Source organism: Rhizobium sp. NLR16a, assembly GCF_017948245.1.
Taxonomy (GTDB): Bacteria; Pseudomonadota; Alphaproteobacteria; order Rhizobiales; family Rhizobiaceae; genus Rhizobium.
This window is the reverse complement of record NZ_CP072865.1, coordinates 2,187,882-2,205,464: the sequence shown is the minus strand read 5'-3', so window position 1 is coordinate 2,205,464 and position 17,583 is coordinate 2,187,882. Positions and strand designations below refer to the sequence as shown.

General features: G+C 62.1%; 14 protein-coding genes. 12 read left to right on the top strand and 2 right to left on the bottom strand.

Going from position 1 to position 17,583, the window contains the following annotated elements; translation table 11 throughout:
• Window positions 1-10 precede the first annotated feature (10 nt).
• The gene (locus J7U39_RS10800; RefSeq protein WP_210631645.1) at window positions 11-985 is read left to right on the top strand and encodes an alpha/beta hydrolase; all 975 of its coding nucleotides are present in this window, start codon (window positions 11-13) and stop codon (window positions 983-985) included.
• A 33-nt stretch (window positions 986-1,018) separates the two neighbouring features.
• On the opposite strand, the gene J7U39_RS10795 is transcribed toward J7U39_RS10800, so the two are convergent.
• Window positions 1,019-1,642 (bottom strand): carboxymuconolactone decarboxylase family protein, encoded by a 624-nt coding sequence (locus tag J7U39_RS10795; RefSeq protein ID WP_210628228.1) that lies wholly within the window; start codon window positions 1,640-1,642, stop codon window positions 1,019-1,021.
• A 118-nt stretch (window positions 1,643-1,760) separates the two neighbouring features.
• Entirely contained in the window at window positions 1,761-3,293 is a 1,533-nt protein-coding gene (locus J7U39_RS10790) for a PAS-domain containing protein (protein WP_210628227.1), read from the bottom strand.
• Window positions 3,294-3,666: 373 nt separating this feature from the next.
• Here J7U39_RS10790 and J7U39_RS10785 point away from each other — a divergent pair, with 373 nt between their 5' ends.
• The 11 genes from J7U39_RS10785 to J7U39_RS10735 all read left to right on the top strand — a co-directional run bounded on the left by J7U39_RS10785 (window position 3,667) and on the right by J7U39_RS10735 (window position 17,580).
• Entirely contained in the window at window positions 3,667-4,722 is a 1,056-nt protein-coding gene (locus tag J7U39_RS10785; RefSeq protein WP_210628226.1) for a LacI family DNA-binding transcriptional regulator, read from the top strand.
• Window positions 4,723-4,744: 22 nt separating this feature from the next.
• Complete coding sequence (locus tag J7U39_RS10780; RefSeq protein ID WP_210628225.1) at window positions 4,745-6,358, top strand: acyl CoA:acetate/3-ketoacid CoA transferase; 1,614 nt, start codon at window positions 4,745-4,747, stop codon at window positions 6,356-6,358.
• On the top strand, window positions 6,351-7,130 hold the full coding sequence (locus J7U39_RS10775) for an enoyl-CoA hydratase/isomerase family protein (protein ID WP_210628224.1): 780 nt from the start codon (window positions 6,351-6,353) through the stop codon (window positions 7,128-7,130). The genes J7U39_RS10780 and J7U39_RS10775 overlap by 8 nt, the downstream gene beginning before the upstream one ends.
• Window positions 7,130-8,638, top strand: a complete 1,509-nt coding sequence (locus tag J7U39_RS10770; RefSeq protein ID WP_210628223.1) for an aldehyde dehydrogenase family protein — start codon at window positions 7,130-7,132, stop codon at window positions 8,636-8,638. The genes J7U39_RS10775 and J7U39_RS10770 overlap by 1 nt, the downstream gene beginning before the upstream one ends.
• Before the next feature lie 99 nt (window positions 8,639-8,737).
• Entirely contained in the window at window positions 8,738-10,000 is a 1,263-nt protein-coding gene (locus tag J7U39_RS10765) for an ABC transporter substrate-binding protein (protein WP_210628222.1), read from the top strand.
• A gap of 137 nt (window positions 10,001-10,137) precedes the next feature.
• The gene (locus J7U39_RS10760; RefSeq protein WP_210628221.1) at window positions 10,138-11,091 is read left to right on the top strand and encodes a sugar ABC transporter permease; all 954 of its coding nucleotides are present in this window, start codon (window positions 10,138-10,140) and stop codon (window positions 11,089-11,091) included.
• Complete coding sequence (locus tag J7U39_RS10755) at window positions 11,088-12,059, top strand: carbohydrate ABC transporter permease (RefSeq protein ID WP_210628220.1); 972 nt, start codon at window positions 11,088-11,090, stop codon at window positions 12,057-12,059. The genes J7U39_RS10760 and J7U39_RS10755 overlap by 4 nt, the downstream gene beginning before the upstream one ends.
• 3 nt (window positions 12,060-12,062) lie before the next feature.
• Window positions 12,063-13,178 carry an ABC transporter ATP-binding protein gene (locus J7U39_RS10750; RefSeq protein ID WP_210628219.1) on the top strand — a complete coding sequence of 372 codons (1,116 nt, stop codon included), beginning with the start codon at window positions 12,063-12,065 and terminating at the stop codon, window positions 13,176-13,178.
• Window positions 13,179-13,194: 16 nt separating this feature from the next.
• Window positions 13,195-14,733 carry a GMC family oxidoreductase gene (locus J7U39_RS10745; protein WP_210628218.1) on the top strand — a complete coding sequence of 513 codons (1,539 nt, stop codon included), beginning with the start codon at window positions 13,195-13,197 and terminating at the stop codon, window positions 14,731-14,733.
• A gap of 9 nt (window positions 14,734-14,742) precedes the next feature.
• Window positions 14,743-16,398 (top strand): GMC family oxidoreductase N-terminal domain-containing protein, encoded by a 1,656-nt coding sequence (locus J7U39_RS10740; RefSeq protein ID WP_210628217.1) that lies wholly within the window; start codon window positions 14,743-14,745, stop codon window positions 16,396-16,398.
• A gap of 12 nt (window positions 16,399-16,410) precedes the next feature.
• On the top strand, window positions 16,411-17,580 hold the full coding sequence (locus J7U39_RS10735; RefSeq protein WP_210628216.1) for a Gfo/Idh/MocA family oxidoreductase: 1,170 nt from the start codon (window positions 16,411-16,413) through the stop codon (window positions 17,578-17,580).
• Window positions 17,581-17,583: the final 3 nt, after the last annotated feature.

The window sequence follows — 17,583 nt, the reverse complement described above, 5'->3', positions numbered from 1 at the left end:
GTTTCCCGCCATCGCCGCGCTGATCCTATCGGCACCGCTGGCGCTGGGAGAAGAAATCGGGCCGCAAAGCCAGTCCTCGCGTGCGCAGGTCGAAAAACTGCTCGGCCTGTGGAAGGAGCACTTTGCCGGCGCCGACAGCCTGCAAGAGCGCAGGGCTGCTTTCGCCAGGCTGATGGAAACGATGCCGGGGCCGACGCGCATCCAGGTCCGGCAGGTCGATGCCGACGGCGTGGATGGCGAGCTGATGTGGCCCGCCCGGCTCCATCACCCGATCGGCAAAAGGGTGATTCTCTACATCCATGGCGGCGGCTTTTCCGGTGGTTCCATCCGTACGCACGGCTTGTTCGCCGGTTCGCTCGCCAAGGCCGCATCCAGCGACGTGCTTCTGATCAATTATCGGCTGATGCCGGAATATACCTATCCCGCCCAGATCAACGACGCGCTGACGGCCTATCGCTGGCTTCTTGATAACGGTTATAGCAACGAGAACGTCGTCGTGGCAGGAGACGGCGCTGGCGGCAACATTGCGCTCGAGGCGGTGCTGCGGCAGAAGCAGGCGGCCAAACCCTTGCCGGCGGCCGTGATTGCGCTGAGCCCGATCACCGATCTTGCCGCGACGGGCGGATCGATGACGGCGAATGCCGGCAGCGACCCGCTGGTCGATAAGGCGTTGATCGAGACTTTGCGCAAGACCTATCTCGGCAGCCGGCCTGCCACCGATCCTCAGGCATCACCGCTTTATGCCGACATGACCGGATTCCCGCCGCTATTGTTGCAGGTCGGTTCCGGCGAAGCCCTGCTTGATGACACGCTGCGCCTCGCTGACAAAGCGCGCGGGCAGGGCGTGGATGTCACCACCGAGGTCTGGCCGGGCATGCCGCATCAGTGGCAGCTGTTTCCCGCGATACTCGACGATGCCGATCGCTCGAGTCAGACTATTGCCGAGTTTGCGATTCGGCATTTTGCCGAAAAACCGGAAGAGTAGGGGCCACAGCCGCTGGCGTCAGCCGACACTGCATCATTGCGATGTGCCGCCCGAGGGTGAAGGCGCCAGGGGCCGCTCGACTTCCCGGCCGACACTGAGCGCCTTTCGCACATTCGGCTCCAGCCGCTCGATATAGGCGTGGTCGGGCGCAGCGCCGAGCGCATCCAGCATTTTCGAGAAAAAACAGCGGGCCGCTGTGGCGGCCGTGACGTCGAAAATTTCGGCGTCACTCAGCCCGTGTTTCTTCAACCCGTCTATATCGTGCTGCGTGATCGATGTCGCATCGCGCGCCACCTTGGCCGCAAAGGCCATGATCGCACGCTCGCCGGCATCGATTGGTGCCCTTTCGGTCTCGTTGACAACTGCCGTCAGTCCCTCGCTGGTAAATCCCTCGCGCAGCAGCACCGAGCCGTGCGCCAGCATGCAATAAGAGGATTTAAGCTCCTTGGCCGCCGCCAGCGTCACCAATTCGTAGCGCCTGAGGCTCATATGGCCGCGAATGCTCGAAAGCAGCCCCGCCCAGCTCTCCATCACCTCCGGCCGGTGGCCGAAGGCACGATACATGTTCGGCAGATAACCATAATTCGCCTCGGCCGACGCGTACATCGACGTCGTCCTCTCGCTGGCGGATGCATCCGGGGTGTGAATGAAAGCCATGACATGGTCCTCCTCTATTGCGAGAAGGATAGGGTAGATATGCCGGACAGCAATCCTGCGCAGTCAGTTCGGGAACGAGCCCTCGGCCGTACAGGACGCCGTTTGAGGGCCTGAATGATCAGGCAACGTCGTTGCTCGCCAGAATGTCAGCGGCTCTCTTGATGGGAAGAGTGACGGTGAAGGTGGATCCGCACCCTCTTGCACTTCGCACCTCTATCGAGCCTCGATGCAGTTCGATGATCTGCTTGACAAGATTGAGGCCGATACCGGTTCCGGCAATCCCGGTCGAGGTCCGCGCGCGGAAATAGCGTTGAAACAGCCGGGGCACGTCTTCAGCATCGATCCCCACGCCATCGTCGCTGATCGAAACCTTGATATTGCCCGTCTCCTCCCATGCCGTAACACGAATTTCGGAGGTTCCTGGCGCATATTTCACCGCATTCGAGAGCAGATTGGTAAAGACCTGGCTTAAGCTGCGGGGATCGGCATCGATGAATTCCGGCAGCCCGTCTATGTCGAGCACGAAGCCGTGCGTCTTCGAGATCGCCGACTGCCGCTCGCAGCAGGTTCTGATCAACGTTCCCACGGCGCAGGCGTCATAACTGATATCGATCTTGCCGGTATCGAGGCGTCCGGCCGTCAGGATGCTCTCCATGAGATCGACGATCCGGCTCACCGATGCACGGATCTGTTCGACCTTGTCGTTGAGAAATTCGGGCTCGACCGCGCCCCCTTTCCGGAGCAGCCGCTGAGCGGCAGCATCGATGATTGCAAGCGGGGTGCGGAACTCATGTGATGCCATCGCCACGAACTGCCGCTGCAATTCGTTGACGCTCCGCTCCTGGGCGAGCATCCGCTCAAGCTCGCGCGCCTGCCGTTCGACCTCCGCCGTTCGGTTTTGCACAGTAACTTCGAGCTGATCGTGATGGCGGCGCAGCGCTTCCGCGAGCCGCACGGTCTTCGTGACGTCCTCGTGTGTCGCCACGTATCCGCCGTTCTGCATCGGATTGTGGGTGATTTTGATGATGCGCCCGTCGGTGAGCGCGATGTTCTGGCTCGCCGGTGCGCCGAGTGCCGTCGCTTCGAAGACGACGTCAAAATAGGTGGCGGTGTCGGCCGGACCATTTCCCTGCTGGCTTCGATAGGCGAGGATGTCCACCAGCGACGTTCCGGGCCGAGTCAAAAAATCCGGCAGATCGTACATCCGTGCATAGGATGCGTTGCACAATATCAGCTTCTTCGTCGCGTCGAACATGCACAGCCCATGCGGCATATTGCTGAGAGCTGCGTCGAACCGGCGATGCTGTTCCCTCAGATTGTCTTCTACGCGGATATGGGCCGAGATGTCTTCATAGCTGAGGATCCAGCTTCCCGCTCTCGACGGGGCGCAGGTCAATGAGATCATCCGTCCGTTGGCCAGTGCAAACTGCGAGGTGTGCGGCCTGCCGGTAGTCAACCGTGAACAAGCCGCTGCACGGCAGTCGGCGGTGCCGGGCAGGCCGTCGATATTCATTCCTCTGCGCAGAGTGCCATCGGAAAGGCCGAGAATATCAAGCGCACGGGAATTGAAAGCCGTCACCGTATCGGCAGAATCAAGGAGAACAATGCCCTGCGGCAGGTTCTCCAGAATGGCTTCAAACGAATGCGGCATTTCCGGCCCCGCTTTAGATCTGGCGCGTCCCCTATCCCTAGCATTGGCCACAAACGATAAAGTTTCGCTAATACCTCCGGGAGGGAATTCCTCGAGAGCAATTCCAGCCTAATGGATCCACGACATCTGCCGCGATTCATCCTCAGACTTGAAGAGCCAGAGATTTCGCAGGCTGGCCCGAACTCGCAACGTTGGGAAAAGCCTGTCGGGTTGTTTCCATGATTTAAATCGTTCCAAAAACAAGTCCCCGCTCGTGACGTGATGGGGAGAGAGAAAGGCCAATAAAGAGCAACCCTAATTAAAATGGCTCTTGACATATTTGGAACGTTCCAAATAAATAAGCACCAGTCGACGATGACGTCGGGAGGGTGAAGTGACAAAGGCGCGGGTGACCGTCATCGACATTGCGAAGGCCGCCGGCGTCTCCAAGTCGACGGTGTCGCTCGTGCTTCAGGGCTCCTCCCTGGTCAATGAGGCGACGCGTGCCAAGGTCAATGCCGTGATGCGCGAGCTCGGATACGTCTATAATCGCGGCGCAGCCAATCTTCGGCAGGCCGGTTCCAAATCGAGGATCATCGGAGTTGTCGTGAACGATCTGACGAACAGCTTCTTTGCGGAGTTGGCGGTCGGCGTCGATATGGTCGTTCAGTCGGCCGGTTTCGTGCAGTTCCTGTCGAACACCGGCGAGAGCATCGACAGGCAGCGCGAGGTTGTCGCATCGATGCGCGAACATGGCATTTCGGGCCTGATCGTCTCGCCGGCGCGCGCCACCGATGCCGCCGACTTCAAGCCGCTGGTCTCGGCAGGCATTCCCGTCGTGGTTGTCGTCCGAAACCTGCCTGGCGCCAAGGTCTCGTCGATAGTCTCCGACAACCGGGCCGGCATGATGGCCGCCGTTCAGCATCTGGTGGGTCTCGGTCATAAGCGCATCGCATTTCTCGGCGGCTTTCCCGACACCGCTGTCTTCGACGATCGCCTTTCCGGTTACCGCAGCGGAATAGAGGCGGCCGGGCTCGGATACGACGAGGCACTCGTGATCTCGTCCGCGCCGTCGCGAGCGGGCGGCGTGGAGGCGATCGGAAGAGCGATCGCTCTTGGCGACCGGCCCACTGCGGCCGTCTGCTTCAACGATGCCGTCGCCTTCGGAGTCTGCGACGGATTGCGTTCGCGCCGTCTGGAGCCTGGCGCCGACTTCGCCGTCGTGGGTTTCGACGACGTCATCGAGGCTCAGGCGGCGGTTCCCGCGCTAACGACGGTCTCGGTCGATCCGCAGGGCATCGGGCGTCGCGGCGCACAGATGCTCCTCAAGCAGATCAATGCGGGCAAGGCCGAAGCGGAGACGGTGACGACAGCCGTTCGGCTCGTCGTCCGCGAAAGTTGCGGAGCCGGCACAGCCGCGCCGATAAGGGCCGGCAGAGCGGGAAATTGAAACGGGGTTCGAAGTGACGCACATGAAGAAGCATCTCACACCAGCCGAAGCGGCCGCGCTGATCCCGGATGGCGCCGTCGTTACGGTGTCGTCGTCGAGCGGTCTAGGTTGCCCCGACCTGATGCTGAAGGCGATCGGCGAGCGTTTCGAAGCGACCGGTCATCCTAGTCACATTACCACCCTTCACCCAATTGCCGCCGGCGATATGAGCGGCATCAAGGGCGTCGACCATATCGCGAGGAAAGGTCTGCTCAAGCGCATCATCGGCGGTTCCTATCCCTCGGGACCGTCCTCGGCCGAGCCGCCGTTGATCTGGCAAATGATCACCAATAATGAGATCCCGGCCTATAATATTCCCTCCGGCATCCTGTTCGACATCCATCGCGAGGCCGCCGCCAAGCGACCTGGTGTCTTGACCAAGGTCGGCATCGACACCTTCGTCGATCCCGAGCGGCAGGGCTGCGCAATGAACGCCCTCGCTTCGGGCGATCCGGTGGTCAGGCGCGTCAGCTTCGAGGGCGACGACTGGCTGTTCTTCCCCGCGATCGTCCCGCAGGTCGCGATCATTCGCGCGACGACAGCCGATGAGCGCGGCAATCTCACCTATGAACATGAAGGCGCCTATCTCGGCGGCCTCGATCAGGCGCTTGCCGCCCGCAATAATGGCGGCATCGTCATCGCGCAGGTCAAGCGTATCACCAATGAAGGCTCTCTGAAGCCCCATGACGTCCGCGTGCCGGGAATGCTGGTCGACTATGTGATCGTTGATCCCGATCAGAAGCAGACGACGCAGACTGGGTACGACCCAGCAATATCAGGCGAGATCTTCCGCCCGCTCGATAGCTTCCGCGTTCCGGAGTTCAATGTCCAGAAGGTCATCGCGCGCCGCGTCGCGCAGGAATTAGAGGCGGGAAGCTGCGTTAATCTCGGCTTCGGAATATCGGCCAACGTGCCACGGATTCTGCTGGAGGAGGGGCTGCACGGCGCTGTCACCTGGGTGATCGAGCAGGGCGCGGTCGGCGGTGTGCCGCTGCTCGACTTCGCCTTCGGTTGTGCCTCCAATGCCGATGCCTATATGCCGTCTCCCTATCAGTTCACCTATTTCCAGGGCGCTGGTTTCGATGCGTCGCTGTTGTCCTTCCTCGAAATCGGAAAGGACGGATCGGTCAACGTCTCGAAGCTGTCGTTCCGGCCGCATGTCACCGCCGGCGCTGGGGGCTTCGTCGACATCACGGCGCGGGCGAAGAAGATAGTCTTCTCCGGCATGTTCAACGCCGGTGCGAAGCTTTCGATCGCCGACGGAGCTCTCCTCATCGAAAAGGAAGGCAAGCTGAAGAAGCTGGTGAACGTGGTCGAACACGTCACCTTCAGCGGCAGGCGCGCAATCGAGCAGGGTCAGGATATCACCTATGTCACCGAGCGGTGCGTCATGAAGCTGACGCCTGAGGGCATCGTGTTGACCGAGATCGCGCCCGGCGTCGATCTGCAAACCCAGATCCTCGAGCAGTCCGAATTCCGACTGATCGTCGCGCCCGACCTGAAGGTGATGGACGCCGCACTGTTCCGGGAGGCTGAGATCGGACTCTCGCTTCCGGCAAGGAGGGCGCGGGCGCTGGAGGGCTCCTTCAATGGCTAGTGGATCGGTCAGGATCGATATCGATGGCCATGTCGCGACGCTGACGATCTCCCGGCCGGAGAAGCTGAACGCGCTCGATCTCGATATGCTGAAAGCCTTGGCGGAGGCGGCCGACGCGGTGGAGGCGAACCCGAATGTGCGCGCTGCCGTTCTCACCGGCGAAGGAAAGGGCTTTTCCGCCGGAGGCGACATCAAGGCCTGGGGCGGAATGCTGCCTCAGGAGTTCGGCCACGCCTGGGTGCGGCACGGCCACCGCATATTCGATAGACTGGCGACGCTCAGGGTGCCGCTGGTCGCGGCCCTCAATGGCCACGCCCTCGGAGGCGGGCTCGAACTGGCCGGCGTTGCCGATATTCGCATCGCAGAGGAACACATCAAGATCGGCCTGCCGGAGACCGGCCTCGGAATGGTGCCGGGCTGGTCCGGCACCCAGCGTCTCGTGCGCCGGTTTGGCGCGCAGGCCGTCCGGCGCATGGCGCTCGGCGGCGAGATTTTTACCGCCGAGGAGGCGCGTCTGCTCGGGATCGTCGACGCGGTGGTTCCGACGGGAAACGCGCTGGCGGCTGCCAGGGACTATGCCGAGCGGATTGCCGCACGGGGACCGGCCGCTATCGAGATCGTCAAGCTGATGATCGCATCGGCGAACGGTGAAGACAATGGAACCGCGGTCGAAGCCCTAGGCTCGATCCTCGCCGCCAAGACCGGCGATCTGAAGGAGGGCGTTGCGTCGTTCAGCGAAAAGCGCCCGGCAAAATTCAAGGGAGAATGGTAATGACGGTTCTCGTCAATCCGACCGCGCTTAGCAATGACAAAGCTCGCGATTTCAAGATGCTGATTGACGGCAAATGGGAAGCCGGCGCCGCCGATCCGATCGCGCGCGTCGCGCCGAGCCATGGTGTGGTGGTCAGCCGTTTCCCGGCCGGCAGCAGGAGCGATGCCGAACGCGCCATCGCCGCCGCCCGCAAGGCCTTCGATCTCGGGCCATGGCCGCGAATGACCGCTTCCGAGCGGTCGGCCATTCTGCTCAGGGCTGCCGATCTGATCGCGGCGCGTGCGGAAGAACTGGCATTTCTCGATGCCATCGAGGCGGGGAAACCCATCACCCAGGTTCAGGGCGAGATCGCGGGCTCCGTCGACATATGGCGCTATGCGGCGGCTCTTGCTCGCGACCTTCACGGCGAAAGCTACAACACGCTTGGGGACGGCACGCTCGGCGTCGTCCTGCGCGAGGCGATCGGCGTGGTGTCGATCATCACGCCCTGGAATTTCCCGTTCCTGATCGTCGGACAGAAGCTGCCCTTCGCCCTTGCCGCAGGCTGCACCACCGTCGTCAAGCCCTCTGAACTGACATCGGGATCGACGCTCGTGCTCGGAGAAATCCTGCAGCAAGCAGGCATTCCCGAGGGTGTCGTCAATATTGTCACCGGTACGGGACCTGAGGTCGGCGCGGTCATGACGTCTCATCCCGACGTCGATATGGTCTCCTTCACCGGCTCGACGGGCGTGGGAAAATTGACCATGGCGAATGCTGCGCAGACGCTGAAGAAGGTCTCACTGGAACTGGGCGGCAAGAACCCGCAGATCGTCTTCCCGGATGCCGATCTCGACGCCTTCATCGATGCCGCGGTCTTCGGTGCCTATTTCAATGCCGGCGAGTGCTGCAATGCTGGCTCGCGGCTGATCCTTCACAAGTCGATCGCTGCCGATGCCGTCAGGCGGATTGCCGAGTTGTCGAAGGCGGTCAAGGTCGGCGATCCCCTCGATCCCTCGACGCAGGTCGGCGCGATCATAACGCCGCAGCATCTGGAGAAGATCTCGGGCTATGTCGCCGGCGCCAGGAGCAGCGGCGCTCGGATCGCGCATGGCGGCGAGAGGCTCGACCTCGGCATGGGGCAGTTCATGTCGCCGACGATCCTCGAAGCGGTCACGCCTGACATGGCGGTGGCGCGCGAAGAGGTCTTTGGCCCGGTCCTCTCGGTTCTCACGTTCGAAACGACTGCCGAAGCAATCAGGATCGCGAATTCCATCGATTACGGCCTCTCGGCCGGTGTCTGGAGCCGCGATTTCGATACCTGCCTGACCATCGGTCGGTCAGTGCGGGCGGGCACGGTCTGGATGAACACCTTCATGGACGGCGCCTCGGAACTGCCCTTCGGCGGCTACAAGCAGAGCGGCCTTGGCCGTGAGCTCGGCCGCCACGCGGTCGAGGACTATACGGAGACCAAGACGCTGAACATGCATATCGGCAAGCGCACCAACTGGTGGATGCCGCGAACCTGAGGCTGGCTTCGCCAGCGACGAAACTACGCCTGAGGAGGGCGGGTGATCGGGTGCGGGAATGGGTCCCGCATCTCCAAACGGGAACTGGGAGGTTCTTCGATGCGTAAGTTTCTGACAATGACTGCCGTGATCGCACTGGCCGTGGCCGGCGCCGGCGTCTCCGCACGCGCTGCCGACGTGAAGGAAGTGCAGATGCTGCACTGGTGGACGTCGGGGGGCGAGGCAGCGGCTTTGAACGTCCTGAAGCAGGATCTATCGAAGGAAGGTTTTGCCTGGAAGGACGTCCCGGTTGCCGGCGGCGGTGGTGATGCGGCGATGACGGCGCTGAAGGCGATGGTGGCGGCGGGCACCTATCCGACGGCCTCGCAGATGCTGGGGTACACCGTGCTCGATTATGCCCAGGCCGGCGTGATGGGTGACCTGACGGAGACGGCCAAGAAGGAAGGCTGGGACAAGTCGGTGCCGGCGGCATTGCAGAAGTTCTCCGTCTATGACGGCAAGTGGGTCGCAGCCCCGGTCAACGTCCATTCGGTCAACTGGCTGTGGATCAACAAGGCTGTCATGGACAAGATCGGCGGCACCCAGCCGAAGAGCTTCGACGACCTGATCGCGCTGCTCGACAAGGCCAAGGCTGCCGGTGTCATCCCGTTGGCGCTCGGCGGCCAGAACTGGCAGGAGGCGACGATGTTCGATTCCATCGTGCTGTCGACCGGTGGGCCGGAGTTCTACAAGAAGGCCTTCAACGACCTCGACGAGGCGTCGCTGAAGTCGGACACGATGAAGAAGTCCTTCGACAACCTCGCCAAGATCGTCAAATATGTCGATCCGAACTTCTCCGGCCGCGACTGGAACCTGGCGACCGCGATGGTCATCAAGGGTGACGCGCTGGTGCAGGTGATGGGCGACTGGGCCAAGGGCGAATTCGTCGCCGCCAAGAAGACGCCGGATAAAGACTTCCTCTGCTACCGCTTCCCCGGCACCGAAGGCAGCGTGATCTACAACTCCGACATGTTCGGCATGTTCAACGTTCCCGACGACCGCAAGGCGGCGCAGGTGGCATTGGCGACGGCGACGCTGTCGAAGAGCTTCCAGTCGGCCTTCAATGTCGTCAAGGGTTCGGTTCCGGCCCGCACCGACGTTCCCGACACCGACTTCGACGCCTGCGGCAAGAAGGGCATCGCCGATCTGAAGGCCGCCAACGAGGGCGGCACGCTGTTCGGTTCGCTCGCCCAGGGCTATGGCGCGCCTCCGGCAATCGCCAATGCCTATAAGGACGTCGTCTCGAAGTTCGTCCACGGCCAGATCAAGAGCTCGGACGAAGCCGTGACCCAGCTCGTCCAGGCGATCGACGACGCCCGCTGAGGCCGCCGCCGATGAACACGCTTCCCCGCGTCGTCGCGGGGAAGCTGCAGCCCCTGACGGATATGCGGGGCGATCATGCGGGGAGGGGCATGCGGGCCAGCCCCCCATGACGACATACAGGGAGGAGATGACATTCCATGAGCACAGTTGCGACCACCGATCCGGTTCTGACGCCGCGGCAAGCGACGCGGGTCTCACTCAGGGGCCGGCTGCAGGATGCGCTGCCGAAGATCGTGCTGGCGCCGAGCTTTGTCATCACGCTGATCTTCGTCTACGGCTTCATCGTCTGGACGGCCTATCTCTCCTTCACCAATTCCAAGACCTTCCCCTCCTATGCGTTGACCGGCGCGCGCGCTTATCAGCGGCTGTGGCGCTGGACCTTCGAGAGCGACCCGCCATCCTCCTGGTACACTTCGATCACCAACATGGCGATCTTCGGCTTCCTCTATGTCGGCATCTGTCTGGCACTCGGCCTGCTGCTGGCCATCCTGCTCGACCAGAAGATCCGCGGCGAGGGGCTGCTCAGGCCGATCTTCCTCTATCCGATGGCGCTTTCCTTCATCGTCACCGGGGTGGCCTGGAAGTGGTTCCTCGATCCCGGCCTCGGGCTGGAGCAGACGCTGCACCACTTCGGCTGGACGAGCTTCCACTTCGACTGGATCAAGAACAAGGACTTCGTCATCTACACCGTCGTCATCGCCGGTGTCTGGCAGGCGTCGGGCTTCGTCATGGCGATGTTCCTCGCGGGTCTTCGCGGCATCGACGGCGAGATCATGAAGGCGGCGCAGATCGACGGGGCGTCGCCCTTCCAGCTTTATCGGCGCATCGTCATTCCGCTGTTGCGGCCGATCTTCCTGTCGGCCTTCATCGTGCTCGCCCATATGGCGATCAAGTCCTACGACCTGGTGGTGGCGCTGACCTCGGGCGGGCCGGGCGGCTCGGCCTGGCTGCCGTCGAACTTCATGTATGAATATACCTTCAAGCGCAACGAGATGGCCGTCGGCTCGGCCAGCGCCATCATCATGCTGATGACAATCTCGGCGATCATCGTTCCCTATCTCTATTCCGAACTGAAGGAGAAGGCCCGATGAGCAGCCTCACCTCTTCGATCGGCACGTCGTCATCGGCTGCGGCGGGCGCAGGAGCGGAGCGCGGCAACAGCGCCCGCTGGATCGGCCGCCTCGTCATCTACGGCCTGCTGGTGATCTTCGCCATCCTCTACCTGATGCCGCTCTTCGTCATGCTGACGACCTCGTTCAAGACGATGGACGAGATCCAGAACGGCAACATGCTGGCGCTGCCGCAGGCGCCGACCTTCGATCCCTGGGTGAAGGCCTGGGGCGAGGCCTGCGTCGGGCTGACCTGCGCCGGCATCAAGGGCTACTTCTGGAATTCGATCAAGATGGTGGTGCCGGCAGTGGCGATCTCCACCTTCATGGGCGCGCTGAACGGTTATGTCCTGACCAAGTGGCGCTTCCCCGGCCATACGCTGGTGTTCGGGCTGATGCTGTTTGCCTGCTTCATTCCGTTCCAGTCGGTGCTCTTGCCGATGGCGACCATCCTCGGCTCGCTCGGTCGCTTTGGGGTGACGCTGCAGAACGCCACCGGCTTTAACTTCGGCTTCGGCAATTCGACGGTCAATCTGGTCTTCGTCCATGTCGTCTACGGCCTCGGCTTCACGACGCTGTTCTTTCGCAATTTCTACGAGGCCTTCCCGACCGAGCTGGTGCGGGCCGCCCAGGTCGATGGCGCCAGTTTCTTCCAGATCTTCCGCCGCATCATGCTGCCGAACTCGCTGCCGATCATCGTCGTCACCGTCATCTACCAGTTCACCAATATCTGGAACGACTTCCTGTTTGCCTCGGCCTATGCCGGCACCGGTGACTCCATGCCGATGACGGTGGCGCTCAACAATGTCGTCAACACCTCGACCGGGGTGGTCGAATACAATGTCAACATGGCGGCGGCGATGATCGCCGCCGTGCCGACGCTCATCGTCTATATCCTCGCCGGCCGCTACTTCGTGCGTGGCCTGATGGCGGGCGCAGTCAAAGGGTAACCCATGGCTTTCCTGGAAATCTCCGGCCTCAGAAAGCGCTTCGGCGCTGTCGACATCCTCAAGGGCATCGATCTCGAACTCGAAAAGGGCGGCTTCCTGGTGCTGGTCGGCCCGTCCGGCTGCGGCAAGTCGACCCTGCTCAACACCATCGCCGGGCTGGAGACGATCACCGCGGGCGAGATCCGGATCGACGGGCGCGCCGTCAACGGCCTGCATCCTTCCAAGCGCGACATCGCCATGGTGTTCCAGTCCTATGCGCTTTATCCGAACATGACGGTGGCGGGCAACATCGCCTTCGGCATGGAGATGCGCGGCGTGCCGCCGGAAGAGCGCAAGCAGGCGATCGACAAGGTCGCCAAGGTGCTGCAGATCGGCCATCTACTCGACCGCAAGCCGAGCCAGCTGTCGGGTGGCCAGCGCCAGCGCGTCGCCATGGGCCGGGCGCTGGTGCGCGATCCCAAGCTCTTCCTGTTCGACGAACCGCTCTCCAATCTCGACGCCAAGCTGCGCGTCGACATGCGCATCGAGATCAAGCGACTGCATCAGGCGACCGGCAAGACCATCGTCTACGTCACCCACGACCAGATCGAGGCAATGACGCTCGCCACCCGCATCGCCGTGATGAAGGACGGCATCGTCCAGCAGTTCGGCACGCCGGCCGAGATCTACAACAATCCCGCCAACATGTTCGTCGCCGACTTCATGGGTTCACCGGCGATGAACCTGGTCAAGGCCTCGGTCGAAAACGGCGCCGGTGGGCTCGCCGTCTCGCTCGAGCGGCCGAACGCCGCTCCGCTCAGGCTGCCGGTCACGACAATCGCAAACGGTCTTTCCTCCTATGCCGGCCGGCAGGTGATCTTCGGCATCCGCCCCGAGGCGCTGACCGACCCCGACGGCGCCGACCGCAATGCCCGCTCGCTCACCGAAGGCGACTGCCTGATCGAGGTCGTCGAACCCGCCGGCTCCGACACCTTCGCCGTCACCAAGCTCGGCGGCAAGGAAGTGGTCGCCCGACTGCGCGCCGATGCCGGCATCGCACCCGGCCAGCACACACGCCTCGCCTTCAATCTCGACAAGGCTGTGTTCTTCGACCCGGACAGCCAGGCCCGCATCGCGTGATTGGCAAGGTGTTGACATGAGCGGTTCACCAGACATCGTCATCATCGGCTCGGGCGTCGGCGGCGCCACCGTCGCTGCCGGCCTGGCTGTATCTGGTGCGCAGATATTGGTCCTCGAAGCCGGCGAGCATATCGCCGATCTTCCAGTCAATCGCGACCAGCGCGCCATCTTCCAGCGTGGGCATTTCCGGCCGAAGGAGACCTGGTACGAGGCGGACGGCAGGGGCTTCAACCCCGGCAACTATTACAATGTCGGCGGCAATTCGAAATTCTACGGCGCCGTCTTGTCGCGCTATCGCAAGGAAGATTTCGGGGTCATCGAACATCGGGAAGGCGTTTCGCCCGCCTGGCCCTTTCCCTATGAAGAGCTGGAGCCATGGTATTCGCAGGCGGAGTTGATGTATCAGGTCCGCGGCACTCTTGGCGAAGATCCGACCGAACCGCATCACTCGGTTGCCTACGGATTCCCGCCCGTGCCCGACGAGGCGCCGATCGCCGAAGTCAGGGCACGCCTCAAGGCGAAAGGCCTGCATCCGTTTTCGCTGCCGCTCGGTCTGGATCTCCAAGCCTGGCTCTCCAAGGCACGTACGCCCTGGGATGCACATCCGCATTCACGAGACGGCAAGATGGATGCCGAGACCGCAGCCCTCGCGGTGGCGCTGAAACACGAGAACGTGCGGCTTGAGACCAATGCGCGGGTGATACGGCTCGACACAGGGGCGGGGAACCGGATCGACCGGGTCACCTATGTCAAGGACGGACAGACGCTGACCGTCTCGCCCAGGATCGTCATCCTTTCCGCCGGTGCGGTGCAGTCATCCGTGCTTTTGCTGCGTTCGAAAAACGACCGCTTCCCGAGGGGGCTCGCCAATTCTTCCGATCAGGTGGGCCGCAACTTCATGAACCACAACGCCTCGGCTGTGATAGCAGTCTCGCCGCGCTTCAGGAACACCGCCGTCTACCAGAAGACTTTCGCCTTCAACGACTTCTATCTCTCGGACGGGGAGGGCGGACCGCCGCTCGGCAATGTGCAGTTGCTGGGGCGTATTTCCGAAAAGGTCCTTAAGGGCTCTTTGCCGCAGGCGCCGGAATGGCTTCTGCGTTTCATGACGGACCATGCCATCGACTTCTATGCGATGAGCGAGGACGTTCCGAATCCCGAAAGCCGCGTGATGGTCGATGGCGATCGGATCGTCCTCAAATGGCAGAGGACCAACTGGGACGCGCATCTTGCGCTGGTCGCCAAGCTGAAGGCGATCCTGCGGTCGATCGGTTTTCCGATCGTGTTGTCCAGACCCTTCGACAAACGCACGCCGTCCCATCAGTGCGGAACGATCCGCATCGGAAACGACCCGGCAACGGCGCCACTGGATCCATACTGCCGGTCCTACGATCACGGCAATCTTTTCGTCGTCGACGCCGGTTTTCTGCCCACATCGGCTGCGGTCAATCCGGCGCTCACCGTCGCCAGCCAAGCGCTCAGAGTTGCCCATCACATCGCGTCGACAGACTTGCAGACACAGGCAGATCCGTTGGCGCGCGCCGGCTTCAAATAGGACAGTAAAATGGGATTCGACTATATCATCACCGGTGCCGGCCCTGCGGGCTGTGTTCTTGCGAGCCGCCTCAGCGAAGATCCCGATGTCAAGGTACTGCTTCTGGAGGCGGGCGGAGGTGACTGGAATCCTCTTTTCCACATGCCCGCCGGCTTTGCCAAGATGACCAAGGGCGTCGCCAGCTGGGGATGGGAAACCGTTCCCCAGAGGCACATGAAGGGCAGGGTGCTCCGCTATACCCAGGCAAAGATCATCGGCGGCGGCTCGTCGATCAATGCGCAGCTCTACACCCGCGGCAACGCGGCCGATTATGATCTCTGGGCCAGTGAAGATGGCTGCGCGGGCTGGGACTACCGTTCGATCCTGCCCTATTTCAAACGTGCGGAGGACAATCAGCGTTTCGCCGACGATTACCACGCCTATGGCGGTCCGCTGGGTGTCTCGATGCCGGCTGCACCCTTGCCGATCTGCGACGCCTATATCCGCGCGGGACAGGAGCTTGGAATACCCTACAATCACGACTTCAACGGCCGCCAGCAGGCCGGCGTCGGATTTTACCAGCTCACCCAGCGCAATCGCCGCCGGTCGTCGGCGTCGTTTGCCTATCTCTCGCCGATCAGGAACCGGAAGAATCTGACGATCCGCACGGGCGCGCGTGTCGTCCGTATCCTGCTGGAGGCAGGCCGCGCGGTCGGCGTTGAGATCGCCACCGGACACGGCCTGGAGGTCGTGCGCGCTGAACGCGAAGTCCTGGTCTCGTCAGGCGCGATCGGATCGCCGAAGCTCCTGTTGCAGTCCGGCATAGGGCCGGCCGATCATTTGACTGCGGTGGGCGTCAAGCCCCTCCATGATCTGCCTGGCGTTGGCGGCAATCTTCAGGACCATCTCGATCTGTTCGTTATCGCCGAATGCACCGGCGATCACACCTATGACGGCGTCGCGAAGCTGCACCGTACGCTTTGGGCGGGGATACAATATGTCCTGTTCCGCACCGGTCCGGTCGCCTCGTCGCTCTTCGAGACCGGCGGCTTCTGGTATGCCGATCCTAACGCACCGTCTCCCGATATTCAGTTCCACCTCGGCCTGGGTTCCGGCATCGAAGCAGGCGTGGAGCGGCTCAAAAATGCCGGGGTCACGCTCAACTCGGCCTATCTGCATCCGCGCTCGCGAGGGACGGTGCGTCTCTCATCCGCCGATCCCGCTGTGGCTCCTTTGATCGATCCCAATTACTGGTCTGATCCCCATGACAGGAAGATGTCACTGGAGGGGCTCAAGATCGCCCGCGAAATCATGCAGCAGGCGGCGCTGAAACCCTATGTCATGGCCGAAAGGCTGCCGGGACCGAAGGTCATGACCGACGAGCAGCTTTTCGACTATGGCTGCGCCAGTGCCAAGACCGACCATCATCCGGTGGGCACCTGCAAGATGGGAACAGGGCCTGACGCTGTTGTCGGGCTCGATCTCAAGGTGCACGGCCTCGAAGGCCTGAGGGTCTGCGATTCCTCCGTCATGCCGCGCGTGCCGTCCTGCAACACCAACGCGCCGACGATCATGGTCGGCGAAAAGGGATCGGACCTCATCCGGGGCCTGCCTGCGCTGCCGTCGGCGATCTTTGCCTATGAACGCAATGATACCAGGCCGCGGGCCCGCGCCGAAATACGCTAAGGAGTAACGACAATGTCTGTAGTGAAAGTTGCAGTGCTTGGCGCCTCTGGCTGGATGGGGAAGGTCCACACGATGGCCTATCAGACCTTTCCGCATTTCTTCGGCGTGTCGGATGGAACGGCGCGGATCGTTGCGCTTGTCGACAGCAACCCTGACGTAGCGCAGGATATTGGCAACAGGGCGCCGGGGGCCAGGATCTACCAGGATTGGAAGCTGGCGGTTGCCGATCCCGAAGTCGATCTCGTCGATATCTGCCTGCCCGACCATCTGCACTATCCGGTGGCCAAGGCGGCCCTGCTGGCCGGCAAACATGTCTATTGCGAGAAGCCGCTGGCAAATACCGCTAACGAAGCGCTGGAGCTGGCCGAGATCGCCAGAGAAAAGGGTGTCATTACCCGTGTCGGACACGCCTTTCCCCGAAACCCCGTTCATGATCTGGCGAAAGAGATCATCGAATCCGGTGAAATCGGCGAGGTCAAGCTGTTTCGCGGCTGCCAGCACGTCGACATGTATGGGGATCCCACAGCACCGTTCATGTGGCGCGCCGATGGCAAGCTCGCGCCGACCGGGATCGTCGGCGATACCGGTTCGCACATCTTCAGCTTTATGGATTTCCTTGTCGGCCGCGTCAGCTCTCTGATCGCCGACAATCTCATCGTCACCCCGCGCCGGCCGATCGTCGAGGGGCTTGCCTATGGGGAGCAGGTGAAACTGTCGGGCAACGAGGCCTGGGCCGATATCACCAATCCCGACGCGACGAACCTGCTGTGCCGGTTCGAAAACGGCGCCGCCGGCATCGTCGACTTCAGCCGCGTCGCCACCGGCCGCAAATTCATGCAGACCTACGAAGTCTACGGAACGAAAGGCAGCATCGCCTATACCTATGACGAGATAAACCGGTTGCGTTTTTACTCCAACGACGACAGCACGGGACGCCGGGGCTTTCGCGAGATCGACGTCGGGCCTGAGAACCCCACCTTCAGGGCCTTCCTTCCGCTGCCGAATTTCGGCATAGGCTACAATGAAAGCAAGATCATCGAGGTGGCCGAAGTCATAAGATCGATCGTCGCAAACAAGCCGATGTGGCCGACATTCGATGCCGGCCACCACATCTGCCAGATTGTCGACGCCTGCATGGAGTCCTCCCGGCAGAGACGCTGGGTGGATATCCCGCTCAATTGATTG

Coding starts and splice junctions, on each gene's coding strand:
- J7U39_RS10795 (WP_210628228.1), bottom strand. CDS start 1,642: ATGGCTTTCATTCACACCCCGGATGCATCCGCCAGCGAGAGGACGACG.
- J7U39_RS10790 (WP_210628227.1), bottom strand. CDS start 3,293: ATGCCGCATTCGTTTGAAGCCATTCTGGAGAACCTGCCGCAGGGCATT.
- J7U39_RS10780 (WP_210628225.1), top strand. CDS start 4,745: ATGAAGAAGCATCTCACACCAGCCGAAGCGGCCGCGCTGATCCCGGAT.
- J7U39_RS10775 (WP_210628224.1), top strand. CDS start 6,351: ATGGCTAGTGGATCGGTCAGGATCGATATCGATGGCCATGTCGCGACG.
- J7U39_RS10770 (WP_210628223.1), top strand. CDS start 7,130: ATGACGGTTCTCGTCAATCCGACCGCGCTTAGCAATGACAAAGCTCGC.
- J7U39_RS10765 (WP_210628222.1), top strand. CDS start 8,738: ATGCGTAAGTTTCTGACAATGACTGCCGTGATCGCACTGGCCGTGGCC.
- J7U39_RS10760 (WP_210628221.1), top strand. CDS start 10,138: ATGAGCACAGTTGCGACCACCGATCCGGTTCTGACGCCGCGGCAAGCG.
- J7U39_RS10755 (WP_210628220.1), top strand. CDS start 11,088: ATGAGCAGCCTCACCTCTTCGATCGGCACGTCGTCATCGGCTGCGGCG.
- J7U39_RS10750 (WP_210628219.1), top strand. CDS start 12,063: ATGGCTTTCCTGGAAATCTCCGGCCTCAGAAAGCGCTTCGGCGCTGTC.
- J7U39_RS10745 (WP_210628218.1), top strand. CDS start 13,195: ATGAGCGGTTCACCAGACATCGTCATCATCGGCTCGGGCGTCGGCGGC.
- J7U39_RS10740 (WP_210628217.1), top strand. CDS start 14,743: ATGGGATTCGACTATATCATCACCGGTGCCGGCCCTGCGGGCTGTGTT.
- J7U39_RS10735 (WP_210628216.1), top strand. CDS start 16,411: ATGTCTGTAGTGAAAGTTGCAGTGCTTGGCGCCTCTGGCTGGATGGGG.